Here is a 23,679-nt window from a genome sequence, read left to right on the forward strand (position 1 = left end):
GCTCACGCTGCGCCGCCGCATGGATTGTCGCCTGAGGGCGCTGGACCATGCTGTGCCGGGGCTGGCGATCAACGAAATTTGCAAGGGTTCCGATCCGCGCAGGCCATCGGCGACAATGCGGCGATGAACATCCAGCTCAACGGCGAACCCCGTACCCTGCCCGCTTCGGCGACCCTCCACGACCTGCTGCAGGCCGAGCAGCTGCTGCAGCGCCGGGTGGCGGTGGAGGTCAACGGCGAGATCGTCAGCCGCAGCCGCCATGGCGAGCACGTCCTGGCCGAAGGCGACGTGGTGGAGATCGTGCACGCGCTGGGCGGGGGCTGAGGCCTGCGCGGGTGTTCAGGGGTCAGATCCCTTTGCCGATGGCAAAGGGATCTGACCCCACGCTCGACCCCGCCCTCTGCGTGACCCCATCTTCAGGCGGATAAGCGATAATCGCGCCATGAACGTTCATGTCTCCCCCGATTCGCTGGTGATCGCCGGCAAGACCTATGGCTCGCGGCTGCTGACCGGCACCGGCAAGTTCAAGGACCTGGAAGAAACCCGCCTGGCCACCGAGGCCGCTGGCGCCCAGATCGTCACCGTGGCCATCCGCCGCACCAACATCGGGCAGAACCCGGGCGAGCCGAACCTGCTGGACGTCCTGCCGCCGGAGCGCTTCACCATCCTGCCCAACACCGCCGGCTGCTACACCGCCGAGGACGCCGTGCGTACCTGCCGGCTGGCCCGTGAGCTGCTGGACGGCCACAACCTGACCAAGCTGGAAGTGCTGGGCGACCAGAAGACCCTTTACCCGGACGTGATGCAGACCCTCAAGGCCGCCGAGCAGCTGGTCAAGGACGGTTTCGAGGTGATGGTCTATACCTCCGACGACCCGATCCTGGCCAAGCGCCTGGAAGAGATCGGCTGCGCTGCGGTGATGCCGCTGGCCGCGCCGATCGGTTCGGGCCTGGGCATCCAGAACAAGTACAACCTGCTGCAGATCATCGAAGACGCCAAGGTGCCGATCATCGTCGACGCCGGCGTCGGTACCGCTTCGGATGCGGCGATCGCGATGGAGCTGGGCTGCGACGGCGTGCTGATGAACACCGCCATTGCCGGTGCGCGCAGCCCGGTGCTGATGGCCAGTGCGATGCGCAAGGCGGTCGAGGCCGGCCGCGAGGCCTTCCTTGCCGGGCGCATCCCGCGCAAGCGCTACGCCAGCGCCTCCTCGCCGGTGGATGGGCTGATCGGCTGATGACCAATCCTTTTGACAGCGCCGGTTCCAAGGCCCCGCCCAAGCCCTTCACCGTGAGCGAGGGCCGCCGCGAGGTGCGCAGCTTCGTGTTGCGCCAGGGCCGCTTCACCCCTGCCCAGCAGCGCGCGTTCGACGAACGCTGGCCGCGCTTCGGCCTCGACTACACCGGCCAACCGCGTGACCTGGACGCCACCTTCGGCCGCCCGGCACACAAGGTGCTGGAAATCGGCTTCGGCAACGGTGCCGCGCTGCGCTTCGCCGCCCAGCACGACCCGTCGCGCGACTACATCGGCATCGAGGTGCACGCCCCGGGCGTGGGCCGTCTGCTGAACGCGCTGGCCGAGGACAATGCCGACCACGTGCGCCTGTACCACCACGATGCGGTGGAAGTGCTGCAGAACGAGATCGCCGACGGCGCGCTCGATGAAGTGCGCATCTACTTCCCGGACCCGTGGCACAAGAAGCGCCACAACAAGCGCCGCCTGCTGCAGCCGGCGTTCGCCGAACTGCTGGTGCGCAAGCTGCGCCCGGGTGGCCGCCTGCACTGCGCGACCGACTGGGAAGACTACGCCGAGCAGATGTGGGATGTGCTCGATGCCACCGCCGGCCTGGTCAACCGTGCCGGCCCGCGTGGCAGCGTGCCGCGCCCGGACTGGCGCCCGCAGACCCACTTCGAGACCCGCGGCCAGAAGCTCGGCCATGGCGTCTGGGACCTGCTGTACGACCGCACCTGACGATCGCCTGAGGACGCCGCGCCCCACATGGATACCGCGCTGACGCTGACCAACGACATGAAGCTCGTGCTCGGGCTGGTCGGCTTCACGATGGCGATGTTCCTGTTCGAGCGCATCCGCGCCGACGTGGTCGCGCTGGTGGTGCTGGTGGTGCTCGGTGTCACCGGACTGATCGCGCCGGAGGAAATCTTCGGCGGTTTCTCCGGTAACGCGGTGATGAGCATCATCGCCACCACCATCCTCGGTGCGGGTCTGGACCGCACCGGGGCGCTGAACCGGCTGGCCGCCTGGCTGCTGCGGCGCGGCCACGGTGTCGAGCAGCGGCTGCTGATGATGACCACGGCCATCGCCGGCCTGAACTCATCCTTCATGCAGAACCCGTCGGTGATGGCGTTGTACCTGCCGGTCGCCTCGCGACTGGCAGCGCGCACCGGGCTGACGATGCAGCGCCTGCTGCTGCCGATCTCGGCGGCGATCGTGATGGGCGGCGCGCTGACCATGGTCGGCAATTCGCCGCTGATCCTGCTGAACGATCTGCTGGCCTCGGCCAACAACAACCTGCCCTCCGGCCTGGCCACCATCGAGCCGCTGCGCATGTTCGCGCCGCTGCCGATCGGCGTGGCACTGCTGGTCGCCTCGCTGCTGTACTTCCGCTACTACGGCGACCGCAAGCTGATCGAGGAAGAAAACCTGGTCAACGACGGGGTCACCCCGGCGCGAACCGAGAGCTACTTTGCCAAGACCTACGGCATCGAAGGCGATGTGTTCGAGCTGGTGGTCAGCACCGAAAGCCCGCTGGTCGGCATGACCCTGGGCGAGGCCGAGACCCTGCACGATGCGCCACTGCTGCTGGCCCTGAAGACCGGCAATGACACCCGCCTGGCGCCGCCGGCGGAGATGCGCATCTGGGTCGGCAGCGTGCTCGGTGCGATGGGCCCGCGCCAGCAGATCAGCGACTTCGCGCAGAACCAGTTCCTGCGCATGTCCTCGCGCCTGAAGCACCTGGGCGACCTGTTCAACCCCAGCCGCGCCGGCATTTCCGAGGCGGTGGTGCCGCCGACCTCGAACGTGATCGGCAAGAGTGCGGCCGACCTGCGCCTGCGCAAGGAGCGCGGCATCAGCCTGCTGGCGATCAACCGCGACAAGCAGGTGATCCGCGAGGACGTGCGTGACGTGCAGCTGCGCGCCGGTGACATGCTGGTGTTCCACAGCATCTGGACCGACCTGGCGCAGGCTGCCAAGAGCCGCGACTTCGTGGTGGTGACCGACTACCCGACCGGCGAGCAGCGCCCGCACAAGTTCAAGATCGCGATGGCGATCTTCGCGTTGACCATCCTGATCGCGCTGACCAGCAAGCTGCCGGTGGCGCTGACGCTGATGACCGGCGTGGCCGGCATGCTGCTGACCGGCGTGCTGCGCATGGACGAGGCCTATGCCTCGATCAACTGGAAGACGGTGTTCATGATGGCCGGGCTGATTCCGCTCGGCTGGGCGATGGACTCCAGCGGTGCGGCCGCGTGGGTGGCCGGCCATACCATCGACAAGCTGCCGACCGGCATTCCGGTGTGGGTGCTGGAGGTGGCGCTGGCGCTGCTGACCACGGCGTTCTCGCTGGTGATCAGCCATGTGGGCGCGACCATCGTGATGGTCCCCATTGCGGTGAACCTGGCACTGGCGGCGGGTGGCAACCCGACCGCGTTCGCGCTGATCGTGGCGCTGTCGGCGTCCAACAACCTGATGACGGCCTCCAACCCGGTGATCTCGATGATCACCGGCCCGGCCAACTACACCCCGCGCGAGATGTGGCGGGTCGGCGGCCCGTTGTCGCTGATCTACACCTGCGTGGTGGTGCTGATGATCAACCTGATGTTCTGAGAGTTGGGGTTTGTTGGCAGGGCTGCGCCCTGCACCCGCCGAATCAACGTCAACGTCAAAGGCTGGCATTCGGTGGCATGGCAGGTTGCCGCGATCTGTCAGAACGGCGTCGTGCATCGCTTTGGTAGGTGTCGACCTTGGTCGACACGGCTTTTGTAGCGTCGAGCCATGCTCGACTGCTCCTGGCGTGATGGGGTCAGAGCCGTTTTCCTCCGGAAAACGGATCCGCCCTCTAGCCGGCCTCAAGCCAGGTAGACCTGCCCGTCGCGCACGCCCACCGGCACCGCGCGCAGGCGGTCGCCCTTGCACGGGCCGGCGATGCAGTCGCCACTGTCCAGCGCGAACGACGCGCCATGCGCGGCGCACACCAGGTGGCCCTCGCGGCTCTTCAGGAACTGCCCCGGCGCCCAGTCCAGGCGGCGGCCGGCATGCGGGCAGATGTTCAGGAATGCGCGCACCTGCGCGCCGTCGCGGTACAGCACCAGCGATTCGGCGTCTCCATCGACCACCGCTTCGACCTCGGCAAACGCGCCATCGGCAATGGCATCCAGGGCGATCAGGGCAGCAGCGGCAGTCATGGCGAAGGCTCGTACGGTAAACCCGCATTGTCGCATGCCCACTCAGCTGACTGGCTGCGACATGAACACAAGTCATTGATCCGTAATAAGCACAGGCTATATTTAACGAGTTTTTCACTCAATGACAGTGGCGCGTCCCGATACTCTGGTTTCGCTGATCCCAGCCTATCGAGCCGCCATGTTCAATCGCGCATCCGCCTTCAACCAGTTCCGCACCCTGTTCGCGCCGCGCAAGCCGCGCCACCCGCTGGTGCGCGTTGCCGTGGGCCTGCTTGGCCTGGCGATCCTGGCCGCGATGGTGTTCATCGGTGTGTTCGTCGGTGCGGCGATGATCCTGGTCGGCCTGGCGTGGAAGCTGCTGGCCTCGCGCAAGCCGGGTGTTGCCCGCCCGGTCGACCCGACCGTCGTCGAAGGCGAGTACCGCGTGGTACGCAAGCCGGTGTTGCCGGCCTCGCGCTGATCCACCTCCTCCGCGCCCGCTGACGGCGGGCGCCATGCGTTCTAGACTGCGGGCACGCCCTTCCTGGATGCCCGCATGTCCGATGTCTCCGATGTGATCCCTGCCGTAGCCCTGCCGCGTGTGCCGGTAGCCGGTGGTGGCAGTTTCCCCGTGCACCGCATCTACTGCGTCGGCCGCAACTTTGCCGACCACGCCCGCGAAATGGGTGCGGCAGTGCCGGCGGCCGATGACCGTGGCCGCCCGATGTTCTTCAGCAAGCCGGCCGATGCGATCGTGGTCGGCCACGACGATGCAATCCCCTACCCGCCAGCGACCGCCAACCTGCACCACGAAGTGGAGCTGGTGGTGGCGATCGGCCGCGATGCGCCCGCCGGCGAGCTGGCCGTGGCCGACGCCGACGCACTGGTCTACGGCTATGCCGTCGGCCTGGACCTGACCCGCCGCGACCTGCAGGCCGCGGCCAAGGACAAGGGCCACCCGTGGGACGCGGCCAAGGGCTTCGACGCCTCCGCGCCGATCAGCGAAATCGTCCACGCCGAGGAAGTCGGCGACCTGGCCGCGCTGAACCTGTCGCTGGAGGTCAACGGCGAGGTGCGTCAGCAGGCTCTGCTCGACCAGATGATCTGGAACGTGCCGGAGATCCTGCATGAGCTGTCCAAGCTGTGGCAGCTGCGTGCCGGCGACCTGGTGTTCATGGGCACGCCGTCCGGGGTGGCCGCGCTCAAGCCCGGCGACCGCTTCAGCGCGCGCCTGGAAAACGTGGCCGAGCGCCACGGCGTGATCGCCGGCTGACATCACCTGCGCTACCCTGCGCGCTGTCCACTTCCCCACCGGAGAAAAACAACAATGGGAATGCTCACCGAGTTCAAGGAATTCGCGATGCGCGGCAACGTCATCGACCTCGCCGTCGGCGTGGTGATCGGCGCGGCCTTCGGCAAGATCGTGACCGCACTGGTCGAGAAGATCATCATGCCACCGCTGGGCTACCTGATCGGCCGCGTGGACTTCTCCAGCCTGGCCTGGACGCTGTCGCCAGCCCGGCTCGGACCGGATGGCAAGGAGATCCCGGCGGTGGTGGTTGGCTACGGCGACTTCATCAACACCGTCATCCAGTTCGTGATCGTGGCTTTCGCGATCTTCATCGTGGTCAAGGCGATCAACCGCCTGTCGCGCAAGAAGGAAGCGGCACCGGCGGCGCCGGCCGAAGAAGTGGTGCTGCTGCGCGAGATCCGCGACAGCCTGAAGAAGTAAGGGTACCGGGCGCCTATGGGCGCCCCTCCCACCTGTAGAGCCGAGCCCACGCTCGGCTGATCTGCAAAAGGCAGCCGAGCATGGGCTCGGCTCTACAGAAGCAGGCGAAAGCCCCGCTCCGGCGGGGCTTTCGCTTTGCTGCATCTGGCGGAAAACAGCATCCGCGCCAGCCATGACCTCCCGCCCATGCGCCGGGCTGAACGACTGTTAAGCTCCAAGGCTTAGGTCCCTTCCCGGAGTTGTCCATGCGTCGCCGCGTCCTTGCCATCGCATCCTCCCTCGCCCTGTTGGCCGCCCCGGCCTTCGCGGCACCGCGCACCACCACCCTGCCCCCCGCCTCGCTGGCGACCGCCGCGCAGCTGCGCGACCAGGCGCTGGCCGATGACACCGGCTGGAAGGTGGTCGAGTCGCTCACCACCGAGATTGGTCCGCGCATCGCCGGCAGCGAAGCCGATGCCCGCGCCGTTGCCTGGGCCGAAGCCAAGTTCAAGGCCCTGGGCTTCGACAAGGTCTGGAAGGAGCCGGTGACGTTCCCGAAATGGGAGCGCCGCAGCGAACACGCCGCAGTGACCGGCAGGAACCCGCAGCCGCTGCAGATCACCGCACTGGGCGGCAGCCCGGGTGGCACCGTGGAAGCCGAGGTGGTGCGCTTCGCCGATCTGGCCGCGCTGCAGGCCGCACCGGCAGGTTCGCTGAAGGGCAAGATTGCCTTCGTCGATTACCAGATGCTGCCCTTCCGCGATGGCCGCGATTACGGCCGCGGCGGTGCGATCCGCAGCAAGGGTCCATCCGAAGCCATCCGCAAGGGCGCGGTCGGCTTCCTGATGCGCTCGGCCGGTACCGACTCGCACCGCGTGCCGCACACCGGCATCACCCGTTTCGATGACGGCCTGACCCCGGTGCCATCGGCCGCGCTGTCGGTGCCCGATGCCGACCAGCTGGCCCGCCTGCTGGCGCGTGGCAGCACCACGGTGAAGGTGGCACTGGATTGCGGCTGGGACGGCACCGCCACCTCGTACAACGTGATCGGCGAGATCACCGGCCGCAGCCTGCCGAAGGAAGTGGTGGTGATCGGTGGTCACCTGGATTCGTGGGACCTGGGCACCGGCGCCGTGGATGACGGCGCGGGCGTGGGCATCACGATGGCCGCCGGCCACCTGATCGGCCAGCTCAAGCAGGCACCGAAGCGCACCATCCGCGTGATCGCCTTCGCCAACGAGGAACAGGGCCTCTACGGCGGCAAGGCCTATGCCGAAGCGCACGCGAAGGACGTGGCCCTGCACCAGCTGGCCGCCGAGAGTGACTTCGGCGCAGGCCGCATCTACGCCTTCAATACTGGTTCACCGAATCCGGAAGGCTCGCGTGAAGCGACGAAGCAGATTGCCGAAGTAATGAAGCCGCTGGGCATCGAGTACCAGGCCGACAAGGGTGGCCCGGGCCCGGACGTCGGCCCGCTGGCCGCCAAGGGCGGTGCGTGGGCGTGGCTGGCGCAGGACGGCTCGGACTACTTCCACCTGCACCACACCGCCGACGACACGCTGGACAAGATCGACCCGAAGGCACTGGCGCAGAACGTGGCCGCGTATACCGTGTTCGCGTACCTGGCGGCGGAAGCCGACGGCAGCTTTGGCAGCGAGGCCAAGGCGACCACGCCGCCGAACGAGTGATGCGGTGACACAGGGGGTCAGAGCCCTCGCCCTTGGCGAGGGATCTGACCCCTGATCGTATTAGCTCTCCCAGACCCGGGTGTTGCTTACCCCGATCGTCTGCGGCTTGAACAGCGGATCACGCTGCTTGCGCTTCTGCGCCTCGTAATCGCGCAGTGCGGCCAGGGCAGGCCTTTGCAACAGCAGGATGGCGATGATGTTCAGCCAGCTCATCAGGCCGACGCCGATGTCGCCCAGCGACCAGGCCACCGTTGCACTGTTCACCGCCGAGTAGCCGGTTGCCGCCAGGAACAGCAGCTGGAAGCCGCCCATCACCCAGGGCGTCGGCCGATCACGGCACAGATAGCTGACGTTGGTCTCGGCCATGTAATACAGCGCCAGGATGGTGGTGAACGCAAACGGCAGGATCGCCAGCGCCACGAACGAACGGCCGAAGCCCGGCAGCGTCGATTCCACCGCGTGCTGCACGAAGCGTGGGCCGGCTTCGACACCCGGCAGATTGCCCAGCAGCAGGCGCGCCTCATCCGGAATACCGTTCACCGCCGGATCGTAGACGTTGTACAGGCCGGTGGACAGGATCAGGAAGGCGGTCGCACTGCACACCACCATTGTGTCGATGTAGACCGAGAACGACTGCACCAGGCCCTGCTTGACCGGATGCGAGACTTCCGCGGCGGCGGCCGGATGCGCACCACTGCCCATGCCGGCCTCGTTGGACAGCACGCCACGGCGCACGCCCCACTGGATGGCGGTGCCGATCATCGCGCCGAACGCCGCATCCACGCCGAATGCACTGCGCAGCACCAGCATGATCACCTCCGGCACCCTGTCCGCGTTGAGCACCATCACCAGCGCCGCGACCAGCAGGTAGGCCATGGCCATCAGCGGCACCACCCATTCGGCCACGCGCGCAATGCGCCGCACACCGCCGATGAGGATGGCACCCAGCACCACCAGCAGAACCGCCGTGGTGGTCATCACCGGCACGTCCCAGGCTTCGTTCACCGCACTAGTGATCGCATTGGACTGCGTGCCGGCCAGCATCGCGCCCGCCAGCACTGTCACCAATGCGAACAGCACTGCATACCAACGTTGGCCGAGGCCTTTTTCGATGTAGTACGCCGGGCCACCCCGGTATTGTCCCTTGCCGTCGCGCTCCTTGTAGATCTGCGCGAGCGTGGACTCGATGAAGGCGCTCGAGGCGCCGAGGAAGGCGACGATCCACATCCAGAAGATCGCGCCGGGCCCGCCGAAGGCGATGGCCATGGCGACGCCGGCGATGTTGCCCACGCCCACGCGGCTGGACAGCGAAAGGGACAACGCCTGGAACGGCGACACGCCGGCATCGGAGCGCTCATGGCTGAACATCAGGCGCAGCATGTCCGGCAATGCACGCAGCTGGATGAAGCGCGTGCGGACGCTGAAGTACAGGCCGGTGAGCAGGCACAGCACCACCAGGTAGGGGCTCCAGACGACGCCAAGGATCGCGTTGACGATGGATTCGATGTTCATCGGCGGTCCCTCAGAAGAACATGCCCAGGGCGACCTGGGGGCTGATGATGCGGCCGGTGTTGCGGCCAGCCACGCTGAACTCGACGCCGGCGATCAGGCCCAGTGACGGGCTGAAGTGGTACTCCACGGCCGGCGCCAGGGTGACGCTGCGGCTGGCCGGGCGATGCTCGTCGATGCGTTCGAAACCACCGCTGGCGTTGCGCGCGAAACCCCTCAGGCGCTGGCCGGTCTCGCGGCTGGCGGCCACTTCCATCACGCCCACCCAGCGCGGATTGAAGCTGTACTCGGCGCCGACCGACAGGCCCAGCACCGACCCCCGGGAGATGTGCCCCTGGAAGCTGTCGTCGGTGCCGTAGACGCTGGCCCCGGAGATCGCCGTCCGCGACGGCGCAGGCCCGGCGCTGAGCTGGGCACGCCAGCGCAGCGGGCGGTCGTTACCCAGCCAGACCACCTGCTGCACGCCCAATGCGGCAGTGGTGCGCTGCACACCGTCGCCCTGCGCATCGAGCGGATTGCCGGTGATGCGGTCATGGCTGCCGGTGCTGAAGCGCTGCACCAGCGCGACCGAGATGGCCGGACGCGTGCCATCGGCATTGGGCGCCTGCAACAGGTACTGCAGGCGCGCGGTGGTGTCACCGGCACGGAAACCACTGCTGCGCGCGCCGCCCTGTTCAGCACGCGATGCACTGAGATTGACCTGCCCCATCACCCGGTCGCTGAAGCCGTAGATGATCGGCACCACGGTTGCCCATGCGCCGCTGCGTTGCCCACTGCGGCGGCGATGGCCGCCATCGTCGTAATGATCGCGGCTGTCGAGCCGCACCAGATAGGGTTCGATGTACCAGTTGCCCTGCGGCAGGCCAGCCGGGTTGGGGGTGATCAGCGGCCCGGTGAAGTTGACGCCGTCCAGGCTGCGTTCGCTGGCTGCGGCACGGCCGTTGGCAAGGACGCTGGTCAGGACCAGCAATGCGATGAGGATACAGCGTGGGTGATGCATGGCAGCCTCTTCTGGACAACGTGGGATGGAGTTCCACCCTGCGTTGCCGGAAGCGGCTGACCAATAAGGAAACTTTCAAAACATCATGCGCGCTTGACGCAATTACGGACCCTGGAAGGGGTCAGAGCCCTCGCCTGCGGCGAGGGATCCGACCCGGGATACCGGATCAGCCGCGGCGGCTCGCCCACTGCGCCAGCAGTACCGCCGTGGCCGAGGCCACGTTCAGGCTCTCCACCGCGCCGCTGCCGGGAATCGAGACCTGCTGGTCGCACGCTCCCGCCAGGCTGCGGTCCATGCCCTCGCCTTCGGCGCCCATCACATACACCAGGCGGGCCGGCAGCGAGGTGCGGAACACGTCGTCACCGCCCTCCACCAGGGTCGCCGCCAGGCCGAAGCCGGCCGCACGCAGCTGCGTCATCGCCTGGGCGGTCTCCGGCAGCTGCACCAGCGGCACCGCTTCTGCACCGCCCTCGGCCACGCGCGCGGCGGCACCGGACAGCGCCAGCGTGCTGCCGGCCGGCAGCAGCAGCGCCTTGGCGCCGAAGTGTGCGGCCGAGCGCAGGATCGCACCGAGGTTGTGCGGGTTGCCCACGCCATCAAGCCACAGCGCCAGCGCCGGGCCGTCGCCGACCTGCTCCAGCCACTGCGCCAGCGGCAGCGCCGGTGCGCGCAGCACATCGGCCACCACGCCTTCGTGGTGGGTGGTGCCGGCAAGCTTGTTCAGATCGCCGTCTTCAACCACGCGATACCCCACGCGGTTGGCCACGCACCACTTCAGCAGCGGCTGGAGGCGCGGAATGCGCGCCTCCAGCAGGTACAGCTTGCGCAGCGCCTGTGGCCGCGCTTCGAACGCGGCCAGCACGGCATTCAGGCCGTACAGGCGCAGCTCGTCGCTGCCACCGCGCCCACCACCGCCCGTGGCCGGCACCTCCGGGCGCGGCAACGGCGTTGCGCGCGGCGGACGGGCGGACGGGCGGCGGTTGTTCCAGGGGTTGTTCACTTACACACTCTCCTGCTTGCGCTGGCGCCAGAAATCGGCGTTCTTGATGCCCAGGGCATCAGGGTCGAACACCGGATCCAGGCCCAGCTTCTTCTGTCGTTCGTAGTCACGCAGGGCCAGCATCGCCGGCTTCTGGATGATGAGGATGGCAATGATGTTCAGCCAGGCCATCAGGCCGACGCCGATGTCACCCAGCGCCCAGGCCAGGGTCGCATTATGGAACGCGCCGAACACCACCATGCCGATGATGCCCAGGCGCAGCACCAGCACGGTCAGCGGGCGCTTCCTGTTGTGGTTCACATAGCTGAGGTTGGTCTCGGCCATGTAGTAGTACGCCATGATGGTGGTGAAGGCGAAGAAGAAGATGGCCACCGACACGAACGCCGAACCCCAGCCCGGCAGCACCGCTTCCACGCCGGCCTGGGCGTAGCCCGCACCTTCGGGAATGCCGGCCAGGCCCTGGAAGATCGGCGCGGCGCCCTCCACCGGCGAGTACACGTTGTAGGTACCACTGGCCAGGATCAGGAACGCGGTGGCGGTGCACACCATCATGGTGTCGAAGTAGATCGCGAAGGCCTGCACGTAGCCCTGCTTGGCCGGGTGCGAGACTTCCGAGGCGGCCGCTGCATGCGGGCCCGAGCCCTGGCCGGCTTCGTTGGCATAGATGCCGCGCTTGATGCCCCACTCCACCGCCAGGCCCATCATCGCGCCGAATGCGGCATGCGTGCCGAAGGCACTCTTGAAGATGATGCCGAACATTTCCGGCACGCGGTCGTAGTTGATGATCATGATGATGATGGCCATCAGGATGAAACCGGCGGCCATGAACGGCACCACCACTTCGGCGAAGTTGGCGATGCGCTTGACGCCACCGAAGATCACCACGCCCAGCAGCAGCGCCACCACGATGCCGATGCCCAGCTTCAGCGCCTGCACCGATTCCATGCCGAAGGCCTGGCCATCGAGCGGACCGCACAGCGCGGTGCCACGGCAGGCGTTGATGATGCTGTCGGCAATGGCGTTGGCCTGTACGCCCGGCATCAGGAAGCCGGCGGCGATGATCGTGGCGATGGCGAAGGCCAGCGCGTACCACTTCAGGCCCATGGCCTTTTCGATGTAGTACGCCGGGCCACCGCGGTAGCGGCCTTCGGCGTCCTTGGTCTTGTAGATCTGCGCCAGGGTGCATTCCACATACGACGTGGACGCGCCGAGGAAGCCCATCACCCACATCCAGAAGATCGCACCGGGGCCGCCGAAGGCGATGGCCGTAGCCACGCCGGCGATGTTGCCGATGCCCATGCGGCCGGCCATCGACATGGCCAGGGCCTGGAACGAGGACACGCCGGCGTCGGATTTCTCACCCTTGACGGTGAGGCGGCACATCTCGAAGAAGCCGCGGATCTGCATGAAGCGCGTGCGCAGGCTGAAGAACAGGCCGGCGCCCAGGCACACGAAGATCAGTGCCTTGCTCCAGATGATGCTGTTGATGAAGTGTACGGTTGCTTCCACGCGCGCTCTCTCCAGTCGGCGGGTTGTAAGGACGTCCCGTCGGCTGGAAGGGACCGGTCGATTCTCCCTGATCGCAGGCCGCTGCGGTAGCGCTGTCTTGTAGAGCCGAGCCCATGCTCGGCTTGGCCCCCCGAGGGCAGCCGAGCATGGGCTCGGCTCTACAACGGCCAGCCCGCGTGTTCACGGCAGCTGGGTGCGTACCCGGGCGAAACGGCGAAGGTCGTGCAGCACGCCGCGCTTGTAGACCGCGCAGCGCTCCACGCCCTCCTCCTGGAAGCCGTTCTTCTCCAGCACCCGCGCCGAGCCGAGGTTGAAGTCGACGACCGTGGCCTGCAGCCTGAACAGGCGCAGCTCGTCCATCACCCACGGTGCGAACAGCCCGACCACACGGGTCATCACGCCCTGCCCCCAATAGGCCTGGCCCAGCCAGTAGCCCAGTTCGGCGGTGTGCCCACGCTCGGCCATGCCCTGCTGGGCAGCGACGCTGCCGCAGGCCTGGCCGTCGATCTCGATGGCCAGATTCAGGGTTCCGGGGGCCAGCACGCGGCCGGCGAGGAAGGCCTCGCCATCGGTGCGCGTGTACGGGTACGGGAAACGGTCGCGCAGGCCGCGCGACACCTCGGGATCGTTGGCGTGGCGCAGCAGCGATTCCAGATCATCCGGGCGCCAGGGGCGCAGCTGGAAGCCGTCGCCTCGAAGTGGCGTCAGAGCCCTTTCCCTTTGGGAAAGGGGTCCGACCCCGTCAGCGAGGGACCCGACCCCGTCGGTGTGCCGGTCAGGCATGGCCGCCCACCGACGGCGATTCCGCTTCCTGCTTCTCCAGCTCGCGCTTCACCGCTTCCGGCGAACGGGTGTACGGGGCAAGCCGCGCGTAGAACGCCGGCACCACGAACAGCGACAGGAAGGTCGAGAGGGTTACGCCGAAGATGATCACGATGCCGATCGTGCCACGGCTGGCCGAACCGGGACCACCGGCCACCACCAGCGGAATGGCGCCGACCACGGTGGCGATCGAGGTCATCAGGATCGGGCGCAGGCGCACCATCGCCGATTCAATGATCGCCTCGCGCACGCTGCGCCCATCGTCGCGCAGCTGGTTGGCGAATTCGACGATGAGGATGCCGTTCTTCGCGGCCAGGCCAACCAGCATCACGATGCCGATCTGGCTGAACAGGTTCACCGTACCGCCACTCACCCACAACCCGACCAGCGCGCCGAGCACGCCCAGCGGCACGGTCAGCATGATGGTGAGCGGGTGGATGAAGCTCTCGAACTGCGCGGCCAGCACCAGGTAGACCACCAGCAGGGCCATGGCGAAAGTGAGCAGCACGGCGCCACCGGCGCTCTGGTACTCGCGCGATTCACCCTTCCAGTTCACCTGCGCGTACTGCGGCAGCTCTTCCTGGGCCACGTTCTGCGCCCAGGCAATGGCCTCGCCCAGCGGATAGCCCGGCGCCAGGCCGGCACTGATGGTGATCGAGCGCAGGCGGTTGAAGCGGTTCAGGGTGCCGGCCTCGGCCACTTCGCTCAACGTGACCAGGTTGGACAGCGGCACCAGTTCGCCAGAGGTGGCGCGCACGCGGATCGCGGCCAGGTCGGCCGGGCTGGCGCGACCGTCACGTCCGGCCTGCACCAGCACGTCGTACTCCTCGCCGTTGTCGACGAAGGTGGTGACGCGGCGCGAGCCCATCATGGTTTCCAGCGCCGAACCGATCGCGGTGACCGGTACGCCGAGATCGGCCGCACGCTGGCGGTCGATGTTGACCCGCATCTGCGGCCGGGTTTCCTTGTAGTCCGAGTCGGGGCCGACCAGGCCGGGGTTGTCGGCCATGCGCAGCAGGATGCGGTCGCGCCACTGCGCGATCTCCGCGTATTCCGGCCCACCCAGCACGATCTGGAACGGCTGCCCGCCGCTGCGCACCAGGCCGCCACCGACCTGGGTACGCACACGCACGCCACGGATGGTGTCCAGTTCCTTCTGCAGTTCGTTGGCCACGTCCGGCGTGGCCTCGCTGCGCTGGCGCCACGGCTGCAGGAAGATGCTGACGCGGCCGGTGTGCATTTCCTCGCTGGCACCGAAGCCACCGGGCACGCGCGGGTTGGCACGCACGATCGGCTTGTCCGGGCCGACATGCGGGGCCAGCAGCGCCTCCACCTGCTGCACCTGCTGCACGGTGTAGTCGTAGCCGGCACCTTCCGGGCCGTCGATCATGATCTGGAACGAACCGCGGTCTTCGGCCGGCGCCAGTTCCGAGGGCAGCAGCTTGAGCAGGCCCCAGCTGGCGACCAGCGCGGCCACCATCACCAGCAGGTAGATCCAGGTGCGGTCGACATGGTGATCGAGCACCCGCCCATAGGCACCCGCGAGGCGTTCCAGGTTGCGGTTGATGAAGCCGTGCAGGCCACGTGGCGCCTGCCCGGTGTGCGGCTTGAGCAGCTTGGAGGCCATCATCGGCGTCAGTGTGAGCGCCACGAACGCGGACAACGCCACGGCGGCGGCCAGCGCCACTGCCAGCTCGCGGAACAGGCGCCCGGTGTTGCCTTCCAGGAAGCCGACCGGCAGGAACACTGCCACCAGCACGGCGGTGGTGGCGATCACCGCGAAGGCGACCTGCGCGGTGCCGCGCTTGGAGGCCACCAGCGGTGGCTCACCCAGGTCGATGCGGCGCTGCACGTTCTCCACCACCACGATCGCATCGTCCACCACCAGGCCGATGCACAGCACCAGCGCCAGCAGGGTCAGCAGGTTGATCGAGAAATCGAACGCGTACAGCGCGATGAACGCCGCGACCAGGCAGACCGGCACCGTCACCGCCGGGATCAACGCGGCGCGGAAACTGCCGAGGAACAGCCAGATCACCGCCAGCACCAGGATCATCGCTTCCACCAGCGTGGCGTAGACGCGGTCCACCGCCGCTTCGATGAAGGTGGTGTTGTCGAAGGCGACGAAGATCTGCGTGCCCTTGGGCAGGGTCAGCGCCACCCGCTCGGCTTCAGCGCGCGCGGTACGCGCCACGTCCAGCGAGTTGGCGGTGGAGGTCTTGACGATGCCCAGCCCGATGCCGGGCTCGCCATTGCTGCGGTAGTACGCGCGGCGTTCGGCCGAGGCCAGCTCGATCTTCGCCACGTCGCCCATGCGCACCACGTAACCGTCGCGGCCCTTGCCCAGCGGGATGGTCGCGAAATCTTCGGGCTTGATGTAGTTGCGCTCCACGCGCAGGGTGAAATCACGGTCGGTCGACTCGATGCGGCCGGCCGGCAGCTCCACGTTCTCGTTGCGCAGCGCGGTTTCCACGTCGCCGGTGGTCAGCCCGCGTGCGGCCAGCTGGTCCCGGTCCAGCCAGATCCGCATCGCATAGCGCTGGCGGCCGCCGATGCGGACCTGGGCCACGCCATCGAGGCTGGAAAAGCGATCGACCACGTAACGGTCGGCGTAGTCGCTCAGCTCCAGCGTGTCCATGGTCGAGGAGACCATGTTGAACCAGATGATGGGGTCGGCATCGCTTTCGACCTTGGCGATCTCCGGTGGCCGCGCCTCTTCCGGCATGCGGTCGGCCACGCGGCTGACCGCATCGCGCACGTCGTTGGCCGCCGCTTCGATATCGCGGTTGGAGGTGAACTCGATGCTGACCTGCGAGCGGCCGTTGGTGCTGCGCGCGTTGATCGTATCGATGCCTTCGATGCCGGCCAGCGCATCTTCCAGCACCTGGGTGATGCGGCTTTCAATGACCGCCGCCGAGGCGCCGGTGTAGTCCACCGAGACCGAGACGATCGGCGGGTCGATGGCCGGCAGTTCGCGCAGGGTCAGGCGGGTGAAGGACATCACGCCCAGCACCAGCAGCAACAGGCTCATCACCACGGCGAACACCGGCCGCTGGATGGAGATGTCGGACAGCTTCATCCGCCGTGGCCCTCGGCCGCGGCCGGCGCAGCGTCTTCAGCGGGCTTTGCACCACTGGCGGGCGCTGCGTCCTTGGCGGCAACCTTCAGGCCCGGACGCAGCTTGCCGGTGCCATCGACCACGATGCGCTGGCCCGCTTCCAGACCCTGCCTGATCTCGACCACGCCGGCACGGCGCGCGCCGGTCACCACGTCCACACGCTCGACGCTGTCGTCAGCCTTGATGCGGTACACGAAGGTATCGCGACCGACCTGCACCACGGCGATTTCCGGAATCACCAGCGCCGGGCGCTCGGGGCGGAACAGGCGCACGTCCAGCAGCATGCCAGGACGCAGCGCATGGTCGCCGTTGGCAAAGTCGGCGCGCACGGTCACGGCACGGGTGGCCGGGTCGATGCGCGCATCGATGGTGCTGACCACGCCCTCGAAGGTGCGGCCCGGCCAGGCCACGCTGGTGGCGCTGACCTTGTCACCGACGCCCAGCGCAGCCAGTTCCACTTCAGGCACCTGGAAATCGATGTGCATGTGCTCGATGTCATCGAGCGTGGCGATGACCGTGGTCGGAGTCACCAGCGAGCCAGGGCTGACCTGGCGGATGCCGAGCACGCCGGCGAACGGCGCGCGCACACGGCGATCACCGATGTCTGCCTGCATCTGCATCACGCGCGCTTCGGCGGCATCGCGGATCGACTTCTGCGTATCCAGCGTGGCGCTGGACACCAGCCGCTGGGCGGCCAGCTCGCGCTGGCGCTTGTACAGCTGATCGGCTTCATGGAAGGTCGCCTGCGCCTGCACCAGTGCGGCCTCCTGGGCCTGCCCACGCAGGGTCACGATCGGCGCACCGGCAGCAATGTGCTGGCCGCTTTCGAAATGCACTTTCTCGACGATCTCGCTGACCTTGGCGGTCACGCTGATCGATTCGCGCGCCTTGGCCGTGCCAAGCGCCTGCAGGGTGTCGCTCCACTGACGGGACTGCACGACCTGCGCAGTGACCGGCACCGCTTCTCCCTGCCGACGCGCGGCGGCCTCCTGTTTGCCTGCGCACCCGGCCAGCACGGCCAGGCTGAGGCCAAGGGCCAGGGTCGAAGCGATACGAGCCAACATGAACGGTCCAAATTGATCCACGGCCGCCGAGTGTAGGCAAGTGCCCCTGAAAGCGGTATGTGCCAAGCGTTTACCAGCGTGGAACCAGGGCTGCGATAGCGCCTTGAACCCATTCCGTGCAAGGCTGCCATGGGCAGTGTCGGCGTGTATCGGGGTGTATCCCGTCGTGCACCACCGGGTCAGTCATCGTAGAGTCGAAGCTGCCCGACGGAGGGCGTCGGGCGGGGACGGATCCTGGCGGGGATCCGGCCCCGTTTTTTTTTTACACCCGGCGGATCAATACCGGTAGTTCAGCTTCATCCACACGCTGCGCCCCGGCTCGTTGATGCGCACCGGGTCGGCCGGGAAGCCGAAGTCGGCGCTGCCGGCCAGGTTCAGGTGCTCGCTGTAGGCGCGGTCGAACAGGTTGTCGACGCCTGCGCTGAGCTGCAGTTGCGAACCGAAACGGTACGCCGCGTTGAGCGCGAAGGTGGCAAAGCCCGCGCTCGGCCCGAGATCCTGCGCGACCACGTTGCCCTGGCCATCTGCGACACGGTGCTGGTGGGTCACCGCGCGCAGCAGCGCACCGGCGCTCCAGCGCTGGCCTTCCCAGTTCGCACTCAGGCGCGCTTCCAGCGGCGGCATCTGCGGCAGCGGACGCTGCTGGTCGCGGTTCTCGCCCCAGGCATAGGCCAGCGTGCCACCCAGCTTCCACTGTTCGGCCACGCTCACTTCCAGCCCCGCCTCGGCACCGGCGATGCGCGCATCGACGTTGCTGGCCTGGCTCATCCCCATCGCGCCGCTGCGGTGGTAGGTGAACAGGATGTAGTCCTGGATCTGCCCGGTGTACGCCGAGACCCAGGCCTGCACGCGCGGTCCCTTGTACTGCAGGCCAGCGTCGAGCTGGGTGGTGCGCTCGGGCTGGATGCCGGCAAACGCGTTCACCGCATCGGCCGGGCCGTGGTCGGGCGAGAACAGCTCCCAGTAGTCGGGCATGCGTTCACTGTGGCCGAGGCCGGCGTACCAGGTCAGGCCGTCGGCCAGGTCCTGCTCGTAGCGCAGGAAGCCACTGCCGAGCCATTCCTTGCGACGCTGGCCCGCAGTCGGATTGGGCATGTTGCCCATCATTCCGCGGAGCGACTGCCGCTCGTCGCGCACGCTGGCGCGATCGATGCGCAGGCCGCTGATCCAACGCTGATCGGTGCCGGCGCCGAGGGTCAACTCGGTGAACACGCCATAGCGGCGGAAGTGGGCATCGGTCTCCCACGCCACCTGGCGATAGGTGCCGCGGCCCATGCCCATGCGCCCACGATGGCGGCTGTCTTCGCCGTCCACGCCCGCCACCAGCTGCACGTCCTGCCAGCGCCACTCGGAACTGACCCGGCCGCCCAGGGTACGGCGATCCACGTTCGAGGCCATCGGCATCGGCATCATGCTATTCGGGTTCGGCGCACGCAGCGTATAGTTGTCCATCACGTGATCGGCCTCGTTGTAGTACACGTTGGCCTGCACCGTGTCCCACGCACCCGGCAGGTTGCGCTTCTCGAAGCGCGCGGCATAGCTGGTGCGTTCGAACGCGGCCCCGTCCATGCCGCGTCCCGCATAGCGTGCGATCGCATCTCCGGCACCGGCAGAAATTTCCAGCAGCGTGTCGGCATCCGGCGTCCAGCCGATCGCTACGTCACCGTTCCACTTGCGCCACTTCGATGGCACCACATCGCCGTGGCCGTCCTTGTAGTCATCGGCTTCGGAACGGTTGCCACTGGCGCGCACATAGCCGGTCGGGTTGCCCAGGGTCAGGTCGAGCACCTGGTCGTTGCGGTTGCGCGAACCGACCAGCGCACTGGCATCGGCACGCAGGCCCGGCTCTTCGAAGCGCGGTGTATCGCGCTCGAAGCGTACGGTGCCAGCCGAGGCACCTGCGCCCCAGCGCACGCTCTGCGGGCCCTTGATGATGGTCAGCCGGTCGAAGCTTTCCGGCGCGATGTAGGACAGCGGATTGTCCATGCGCGACGGGCAGGCACCGATCAGGTTGCCGTCATTGCTGAGGATGTTCAGGCGCGAACCGAACATGCCGCGCAGCACCGGGTCACCGTTGGTGCCGCCGTTGCGGATGGCGGAGAAACCGGGAACGGTCTTCAGGTAATCGGCGCCATCACTGGCGGGTACCGGCTGCCGCGGCAGGCGTGGGTCGGTCACCCAGTGCAGTGGCGAGGACGGTGCGGCAGCGGTGACCACCAGGGTGTCGAGGGTACGCGCCTCTTCGGCGGGCGCGGCATGGGCGAGCGTTGCAGCTGCGGCCAGGCCAAGGGCAACCGGCAGGCGCGCACAGGCGCCCGCGGGGCGGGAAGTCATTTTCATCGGAACAGCTCCAAGGTACGCACGCGCGCACGGCGCCCGGTCAGGCGTCGTGCGGCAGATTCGACAGGGACATCAGCGAACGATGGAGAAAGGCGGCGGCCCACGCGCGGCATGCGCCGGCCAGCACAGCGCGGGCAGCACCTGCCGCGACCAGGGGAACACCAGCCGCGGCCGCCACAACAGCGGCAACAGCAGCACCAGCACGGCCAGCCACGGCAGCAGGCGCATCGCCAGCACGCAGTATTCGCAGGCTTCGCCGTGCATGGCGTGGGGATCGGCCGGTGGGGTCGGATCCGTGTGCCCGGGCAAGGGGCTCTGGCCCGCTACGGCACCATCATGCTGCATGTGCGCGTGGTCCATGCCGGCCATCGCAGCGTGGTCCATCGGCTGCGCCTGCAGCGCGCGGCTGACCAGCGGCGCAAGCACCATCAGCAGCGTCGCCAGGACGGCAAGCTGGAGCAGAAGGCGCTGCGGGCGGGACAGCCGGGTCATCCCGCTAGTGTAGAGCCGGGTCCAGGGTTGCCCGTGCGACGAACCGTCGCAGGAGGGGGTTTATCGGCAGGGCTGCGCCCTGCACCCGCAGAGGCCACGTCCACGGCAAGAGCCGAAGCAACAGCAAAAGCAAAAGCTGGCTTCCTGTTGAATGGCGGGGCGGGTCCGGTTGCGGGAGACGCCGTAAACCCATCCATGGGGGCTTGGCCGCGGCATCCATGCCGCGGACACTCCCGCAACCGGACCCACCCCGCCTTCGACAGTTTCCTGCGGTCTGTTGGAACGGCTTTGGGGTCAGATCCGTTTTCCGAAGGAAAACGGATCTGACCCCAGATGTATTTCGATATCTGACAGCTTTCATCCACGCATGGCGTGGATCTACCGTGTCGACCAAGGTCGACACCTACCAACAGCCGCGAAGATCTGTCAGAGGTGGGGCGGTGTGGGCAGACAGGACCGTTGGCGCCATGGATGGCGCCATCGAGCCCCCAGGGATGGGTTTACGGCGTGTCCTGCCTGCCCACACCGCCCCGCCTCCCACGGAAGCCAGCTGTTGCTTCGGCTGTTGCCATTGATTCGGCAGGTGCAGGGCTGCAAGCCCTGCTCGCCCCCCTCACACCGTGATGGTCTGGGTCAGTGATTCCCAGGTCGGTGGCACCGGCCACGCGGCCGCCTGGTTGCCATCCAGCACCCGCCGCAGGTCGCGCGGATCGATCTGCGGTGCCAGCACATGCACCAGCTCCAGCGCGTAATCACGCAGCACGCGGTCGCGCGGCAGCACCGCCCAGGCGATGCACTCGCTGATCGGGTCCGGCGCCGGCCACGACCTCAGGTCTTCGTCGTTGGAACTGACCGCCATTTCGGCCAGCAGGCCCACGCCCAGGCCGGTACGCACATAGGTCTTGATCAGATCGGCATCCAGCGCGGTCAGCGCCAGATCCGGCACCAGCCCGTTGGCGGCAAACGCACGCTGCAGCGACGAATTCGGGCGGGTCGAGGATTCGTAGCTGATCAATGGTTGCCGGGCCAGCGCGGCCAGGTCCGGTGCACGCCCGGCGCGGTCCAGCGGGTGGCCCTTGGGCACCACCACCAGGCGTCGCCAGCGGAACAGTGGCACCGCGATGCCATCGGTGGGCTCCCCCCCAGCGGTGCTGATGATGGCGATATCCGCGTCACCCTGGTTCAAGCGATCCAGCGCGTCGGCTTCACCGGCCTGCTGCAGGTGCACGCTGACCTGCGGGTAAGCCTGCTTGATCGCCGCCACCGCCGGCGGCAGCACGAAGCGCGCCTGGGTGTGGGTGGTGGTCAGGATCAGCTGGCCCTGGCTCTCGCGCCGCTGGTTGGCCGCGTAGGTGCGGATGTTGTTGGCCTCGGCCAGCACGGCGCGGGCGCGGGCGATCACCTCGGTCCCGGCCGGGGTGACCGACTCCAGGCTGCGGCCCTTGCGCACGAACAACAGGAAACCCAGCTCGTCCTCCAGCTGCTTGAGCTGCTTGGACAAGCCGGGCTGGGTGGCATGCACGCGCGAGGCGGCCAGCGTGATGTTCAGCTCGGCGTCGGCGATGGCAACCAGGTAGCGCAGCTGGGTCAGCGTCATGGGCAGGCAGGCGGCGTGGGGCGGAGGTCCACTCTAGGGTCAATTGCCGTCACCAGCTTATAACCAAAGGTTGTTTAAGAAAGGTATCTGGTCATTTCCGGGCGTCATATGCCGGCGCTACGGTCAGCCGGCAGCCGCTGGCCTGAACAGCCAGCCCTCCCCCTTCGCCCGCCGAAGCCCGGCGCGGCCCCGTTTCCGGAGCGCTTCCATGGCCCTGTACGACTCCATCCTCGACACCGTCGGCAACACCCCCATCGTCAAGCTGCAGCGTCTGGCACCGCCGCAGGTCAGCGTTTACGCCAAGGTCGAGTCGTTCAATCCGGGCGGCTCGGTCAAGGACCGCCTGGCTTTGGCGATCATCCTCGACGCTGAAGCGCGTGGCCTGCTCAAGCCGGGCGACACCATCGTGGAGGCCACCTCGGGCAATACCGGCGTGGCACTGGCGATGGTCGCCGCAGCGCGCGGCTACAAGTTCGTGGCGACCATGGTCGAGACCTTCTCGGTCGAGCGCCGCAAGCTGATGCGTGCCTATGGTGCCAAGGTGATCCTGACCCCGGCCGCCGAACGCGGCAGCGGCATGGTGCGCAAGGCAGCCGAACTGGCCGAACAGCACGGCTGGTTCCTGGCCAGCCAGTTCGCCAACCCGGCCAACCCGGCCTATCACCGCAACACCACCGCCGCGGAAATCCTGCGCGACTTCGCCGGCAAGCGGCTGGACTATTTCGTCAGCGGCTGGGGCACCGGCGGCACGCTCACTGGTGTGGGCGAAGTGCTGAAGGTCGCGCGCCCGCAGACCCGCATCATCGCCACCGAGCCGGCCGGCGCCGCCCTGCTCAAGGGCGATGACTGGAAGCCGCACAAGATCCAGGGTTGGACCCCGGACTTCGTGCCGGACGTGCTCAACCGCGATGTGGTGGACGAACTGGTCTCGGTCGAAGATGACCGCGCGATCGCCACCGCGCGCCGCCTGGCCGCCGAGGAAGGCATCTTCGTCGGCATCTCTGCCGGTGCCACCGTGGCCAGCGCGCTGGACGTGGCTGCCCGCGCCGAACCCGGCGCGGTGATCCTGGCGATGCTGCCGGACACTGGTGAACGCTATTTCTCCACACCGCTGTTCGCCGATGTCAACGAAGGCTCCGACGACGACTGGCTGGCCGGCCTGCCGTAAACCGCCCGGGGTCGGATCCCTTTGCCGCAGGGAAAGGGCTCTGACCCCACCCGCGTGGATCAGCGACAGGGGTCAGAGCCTTTCCCATGCGGGAAAGGATCTGACCCCGTTCTGCTTCAGCCTGCGTGAAGGCGTCGCCCGCCATCGTGCGTGAAGGCCGTCGGATCGCAGCGCGTGAGACGGTCATGACGCAGTATCGATGCCCTGTCCCCTACCGTGGGAACAGCCGGCACAGATGCTGCGCGGATCACCTCACAG

General features: G+C 67.6%; 20 protein-coding genes. 9 read left to right on the plus strand and 11 right to left on the minus strand.

The genetic code is table 11. The features are described 5' to 3' along the window. Positions 1–123: 123 nt before the first annotated feature. From thiS to QP609_RS16555, 4 genes are all read left to right on the plus strand, one after another. Entirely contained in the window at positions 124–324 is a 201-nt protein-coding gene (gene thiS, locus QP609_RS16540; RefSeq protein WP_005418796.1) for a sulfur carrier protein ThiS, read from the plus strand. A gap of 118 nt (positions 325–442) precedes the next feature. Next, on the plus strand, positions 443–1,237 hold the full coding sequence (locus tag QP609_RS16545; protein WP_005418798.1) for a thiazole synthase: 795 nt from the start codon (positions 443–445) through the stop codon (positions 1,235–1,237). Next, positions 1,237–1,971 carry a tRNA (guanosine(46)-N7)-methyltransferase TrmB gene (gene trmB, locus QP609_RS16550; protein WP_019660186.1) on the plus strand — a complete coding sequence of 245 codons (735 nt, stop codon included), beginning with the start codon at positions 1,237–1,239 and terminating at the stop codon, positions 1,969–1,971. The genes QP609_RS16545 and trmB overlap by 1 nt, the downstream gene beginning before the upstream one ends. Positions 1,972–1,998: 27 nt before the next feature. Continuing rightward, positions 1,999–3,846: an SLC13 family permease gene (locus tag QP609_RS16555; RefSeq protein WP_197621386.1), complete on the plus strand. Its 1,848-nt coding sequence runs from the start codon at positions 1,999–2,001 to the stop codon at positions 3,844–3,846. A gap of 242 nt (positions 3,847–4,088) precedes the next feature. On the opposite strand, the gene QP609_RS16560 is transcribed toward QP609_RS16555, so the two are convergent. Next, entirely contained in the window at positions 4,089–4,424 is a 336-nt protein-coding gene (locus QP609_RS16560; protein WP_049404929.1) for a Rieske (2Fe-2S) protein, read from the minus strand. Positions 4,425–4,602: 178 nt separating this feature from the next. On the opposite strand from QP609_RS16560, the gene QP609_RS16565 reads away from it, so the two are divergent. From QP609_RS16565 to QP609_RS16580, 4 genes are all read left to right on the plus strand, one after another. Beyond that, complete coding sequence (locus QP609_RS16565; RefSeq protein ID WP_005410817.1) at positions 4,603–4,884, plus strand: hypothetical protein; 282 nt, start codon at positions 4,603–4,605, stop codon at positions 4,882–4,884. A gap of 75 nt (positions 4,885–4,959) precedes the next feature. Continuing rightward, positions 4,960–5,676, plus strand: coding sequence for a fumarylacetoacetate hydrolase family protein (locus QP609_RS16570; RefSeq protein ID WP_019660190.1), 717 nt, complete (start codon positions 4,960–4,962; stop codon positions 5,674–5,676). 54 nt (positions 5,677–5,730) lie between these two features. Further along, positions 5,731–6,135, plus strand: a complete 405-nt coding sequence (gene mscL, locus QP609_RS16575) for a large-conductance mechanosensitive channel protein MscL (RefSeq protein ID WP_005418809.1) — start codon at positions 5,731–5,733, stop codon at positions 6,133–6,135. A gap of 245 nt (positions 6,136–6,380) precedes the next feature. Then, positions 6,381–7,802, plus strand: coding sequence for a M28 family peptidase (locus QP609_RS16580; protein WP_032957185.1), 1,422 nt, complete (start codon positions 6,381–6,383; stop codon positions 7,800–7,802). A gap of 60 nt (positions 7,803–7,862) precedes the next feature. Here the strand turns inward: QP609_RS16580 and QP609_RS16585 are convergent, their stop codons facing one another. From QP609_RS16585 to QP609_RS16630, 10 genes are all read right to left on the minus strand, one after another. Beyond that, positions 7,863–9,314: an alanine/glycine:cation symporter family protein gene (locus tag QP609_RS16585; RefSeq protein ID WP_197621850.1), complete on the minus strand. Its 1,452-nt coding sequence runs from the start codon at positions 9,312–9,314 to the stop codon at positions 7,863–7,865. Between the two features lie 10 nt (positions 9,315–9,324). Continuing rightward, entirely contained in the window at positions 9,325–10,311 is a 987-nt protein-coding gene (locus QP609_RS16590) for a hypothetical protein (protein WP_197621849.1), read from the minus strand. Positions 10,312–10,477: 166 nt separating this feature from the next. Continuing rightward, entirely contained in the window at positions 10,478–11,311 is an 834-nt protein-coding gene (locus tag QP609_RS16595; RefSeq protein WP_046432259.1) for a TrmH family RNA methyltransferase, read from the minus strand. After that, a complete protein-coding gene (locus tag QP609_RS16600) occupies positions 11,312–12,820 on the minus strand; it encodes an alanine/glycine:cation symporter family protein (protein ID WP_049440417.1) in 1,509 nt (502 codons plus the stop codon). Positions 12,821–13,000: 180 nt separating this feature from the next. Next, entirely contained in the window at positions 13,001–13,603 is a 603-nt protein-coding gene (locus QP609_RS16605) for a GNAT family protein (protein ID WP_197621834.1), read from the minus strand. Then, positions 13,596–16,721 carry an efflux RND transporter permease subunit gene (locus tag QP609_RS16610; RefSeq protein ID WP_014648225.1) on the minus strand — a complete coding sequence of 1,042 codons (3,126 nt, stop codon included), beginning with the start codon at positions 16,719–16,721 and terminating at the stop codon, positions 13,596–13,598. The genes QP609_RS16605 and QP609_RS16610 overlap by 8 nt, the downstream gene beginning before the upstream one ends. After that, the gene (locus tag QP609_RS16615; protein ID WP_032957171.1) at positions 16,718–17,824 is read right to left on the minus strand and encodes an efflux RND transporter periplasmic adaptor subunit; all 1,107 of its coding nucleotides are present in this window, start codon (positions 17,822–17,824) and stop codon (positions 16,718–16,720) included. Before QP609_RS16615 ends, QP609_RS16610 begins: the two co-directional genes overlap by 4 nt. A 276-nt stretch (positions 17,825–18,100) precedes the next feature. Beyond that, positions 18,101–20,164: a TonB-dependent copper receptor gene (locus QP609_RS16620; RefSeq protein WP_049440424.1), complete on the minus strand. Its 2,064-nt coding sequence runs from the start codon at positions 20,162–20,164 to the stop codon at positions 18,101–18,103. Between the two features lie 72 nt (positions 20,165–20,236). Next, positions 20,237–20,656, minus strand: a complete 420-nt coding sequence (locus QP609_RS16625) for a DUF2946 family protein (protein ID WP_197621835.1) — start codon at positions 20,654–20,656, stop codon at positions 20,237–20,239. Between the two features lie 613 nt (positions 20,657–21,269). Further along, a complete protein-coding gene (locus tag QP609_RS16630) occupies positions 21,270–22,253 on the minus strand; it encodes a LysR family transcriptional regulator (RefSeq protein ID WP_010481448.1) in 984 nt (327 codons plus the stop codon). Between the two features lie 208 nt (positions 22,254–22,461). On the opposite strand from QP609_RS16630, the gene cysK reads away from it, so the two are divergent. Continuing rightward, positions 22,462–23,421 (plus strand): cysteine synthase A, encoded by a 960-nt coding sequence (gene cysK, locus QP609_RS16635; RefSeq protein WP_014648230.1) that lies wholly within the window; start codon positions 22,462–22,464, stop codon positions 23,419–23,421. Positions 23,422–23,679 lie beyond the last annotated feature (258 nt).

The sequence above is a fragment of the Stenotrophomonas sp. 8(2023) genome, assembly GCF_030345295.1.
Taxonomy (GTDB): Bacteria; Pseudomonadota; Gammaproteobacteria; order Xanthomonadales; family Xanthomonadaceae; genus Stenotrophomonas; species Stenotrophomonas muris.